Annotated in this window: 4 protein-coding genes; all 4 read left to right on the top strand. The window is 73.2% G+C overall.

The annotated features are described in order from the left end of the window. Positions 1–21 precede the first annotated feature (21 nt). Positions 22–573, top strand: a complete 552-nt coding sequence (gene rimP, locus L6E12_RS33180; protein WP_236231873.1) for a ribosome maturation factor RimP — start codon at positions 22–24, stop codon at positions 571–573. Continuing rightward, entirely contained in the window at positions 570–1,583 is a 1,014-nt protein-coding gene (nusA, locus tag L6E12_RS33175) for a transcription termination factor NusA (protein WP_035280597.1), read from the top strand. Before rimP ends, nusA begins: the two co-directional genes overlap by 4 nt. 150 nt (positions 1,584–1,733) lie before the next feature. Then, positions 1,734–1,994 carry a YlxR family protein gene (locus L6E12_RS33170; RefSeq protein WP_374201990.1) on the top strand — a complete coding sequence of 87 codons (261 nt, stop codon included), beginning with the start codon at positions 1,734–1,736 and terminating at the stop codon, positions 1,992–1,994. An 87-nt stretch (positions 1,995–2,081) separates the two neighbouring features. Then, positions 2,082–2,477: translation initiation factor IF-2 N-terminal domain-containing protein (locus L6E12_RS33165; RefSeq protein ID WP_236231871.1), on the top strand; the 396-nt coding region annotated here is incomplete at its 3' end.

The raw sequence follows: 2,477 nt of genomic DNA, 5'->3' as shown, positions 1-2,477 counted from the left end.
ACAGGCGGGGGCGGGGGTGGCATCGACACCGCGCTGCACCCGGTCGTCGCCGACGCCGTCGGCGCGGCGGGCTTCGAACTGGAGGAGCTCGACGTCTCCACCGCGGGCCGCAGGCGCCTGGTCCGGGTGGTCATCGACAGCGCAGACAGCGTCGAGAACGGCACTTCCGCCAACTCCGCGAACGCCGTCGGCCTGGACGAGGTGGCCAGGGTGAGCCGGGAGCTGGCCGCGGTGCTCGACGAGCACGACGCCGTCCTGGGCGGCCCGTACACGCTGGAGGTCACCTCCCCGGGCACCGACCGGCCGCTGACCCGCCCCCGGCACTGGAAGCGCAACCGGCTGCGGCTGGTGAAGGTCCGCCCCGTCGAGGGCGCGGAGTACCTCGGCCGGGTCGGCGACGCCGACGCCGAGGAGACCGGTGGGGTCACCCTGCTCGTGGACGGCGCACCGCGCCGGGTCGGGTACGCCGAGGTGGCGCACGCGGTGGTCGAGGTGGAGTTCAAGCAGCCCCCCGCGGCTGAGCTGGCGATGCTCGAGGGTCGGGCGTCCGAGGACGAGGAGGACGCGCGATGAACGTGGACATCGCCGCACTGCGGGCCATCGAGCGGGACAAGGAGATCCCGTTCGAGACGGTCATCGAGGCCATCGAGACCGCCCTGCTGACCGCCTACAAGCACACCGAGGGCCACCAGCCGCGCGCCCGCATCGACATCGACCGCCGCACCGGCCTGGTCCGGGTGCTCGCCTCGACCCTGGGCGAGGACGGCGAGGTCGCCGAGGAGTGGGACGACACCCCGGAGGGCTTCGGCCGGATCGCGGCCACCACCGCCCGCCAGGTCATCCTGCAGCGGCTGCGCGACGCCGAGCACGAGCGCACCTTCGGCGAGTTCGCCGCCAAGGAGGGCGAGATCATCGCCGGGGTGGTGCAGCGCGACACCCGGGCCAACTCCCGGGGCATGGTCATCGTCGGGATCGGCGACACCGAGGGCGTGATCCCGCAGGTCGAGCAGGTGCCGGGGGAGCCGTACGAGCACGGCACCCGGATCAAGTGCTTCGTCGTCGGGGTGGCCAGGGGAACACGCGGGCCGCAGATCACGTTGTCCAGGACGCACCCCAACCTCGTGCGCAGGCTCTTCGCGCTCGAGGTGCCCGAGATCGCCGACGGCACCGTCGAGATCCCGGCGGTGGCGCGTGAGGCAGGTCACCGATCCAAGATCGCGGTCCGCTCCACCGTCGCGGGCGTCAACGCCAAGGGCGCCTGCATCGGCCCGATGGGCGCGCGGGTGCGCAACGTGATGAGCGAGCTGGCGGGCGAGAAGATCGACATCATCGACTGGTCCCCGGACCCGGCGACGTTCGTCGGCAACGCACTCTCACCTGCGAAGGTCGTCTCGGTGACGGTCGTCGACGAGAAGGCCAAGACCGCCCGCGTGGTGGTGCCGGACTTCCAGCTCTCGCTGGCCATCGGCAAGGAGGGGCAGAACGCCCGCCTGGCCGCGCGGCTGACCGGCTGGCGGATCGACATCCGCAGCGACGCGGCGGCGGAGGCGCAGGCGGCACCGGTATCCGGTTCTGCCGACTGAGCCGGACGGGATAGACTTCTGGTGGTTCATCGTCAGATGCGCGCTCCCGGCGGCGTCGGCGCCGCGGAACCCGCCCCCCGGGGCGGCGACCGCCCGGTGCGGACGTGCGTCGGGTGCCGGGTCCGGGCGGCGGACACGGAACTGTTGCGAGTGGTTCTCGCGGCCGGGGAGGTGATCCCCGACCCGAGGCGCCGGATGCCGGGCCGGGGTGCGTGGCTGCACCCCGACGAGCGGTGTCTGGCCAAGGCCGAGAAGCGGCGGGCGTTCCCCAGGGCCTTGCGGTCCGAGGGCGCGGTCGGTGTCGAAGCCCTGCGCGCGGAGTTGGCGCGCCGGGGTGGGCTCGGCGGTGGAATCGGTGCGGGAGAACCCCGCCCCGTGGAAGGAAACAGGAAGCAGGTCGACCCGTCATGAGTCAGCCGTGAAGCTGAAGACATGAACGCGCGACGATAGGACGAGGTCGACGGTACTTGCCGCCGGCCTCATCAGACGAGGAGAGCAGTGGCAGGCAAGGCCCGTGTGCACGAGCTGGCTAAGGAGCTCGGAGTCACCAGCAAGGATGTACTCGCCAAGTTGAAGGACCTCGGTGAGTTCGTGAAGTCCGCGTCCTCCACCGTGGAGGCGCCGGTAGCCCGCAGGTTGCGGGATGCGTACCCCGGCAAGGGCGGGAGCGAGGCCAAGTCCGGCCCGCGCCCCGGTCCGAGGCCGGCCCCCCGCCCGCCCGCACCGCGTCCCGAGCCCAGCGCTCCGGCCGCCGCGGCGAGCACCCCGACCGCACCCAGTGCCCCGGCGCAGCAGGCGACCCCGCCCGCTGCCCCCGGCTTCCGACCGGGCACGCCCGGACCCCGGCCGGGCCCCAAGCCCGCGCCGCGCGTCGAGCAGCCCGCACCGCAGCAG

Source organism: Actinokineospora sp. PR83 (assembly GCF_021056305.1).
Classification (GTDB): domain Bacteria; phylum Actinomycetota; class Actinomycetes; order Mycobacteriales; family Pseudonocardiaceae; genus Actinokineospora; species Actinokineospora spheciospongiae.
Note: the sequence above shows the minus strand (reverse complement) of the source record. Positions and strands in the feature narration are given on the sequence as shown.

Bases quoted from the DNA above. Each gene is read 5' to 3' on its own strand.
- nusA (WP_035280597.1), top strand. From the start codon at position 570: ATGAACGTGGACATCGCCGCACTGCGGGCCATCGAGCGGGACAAGGAG.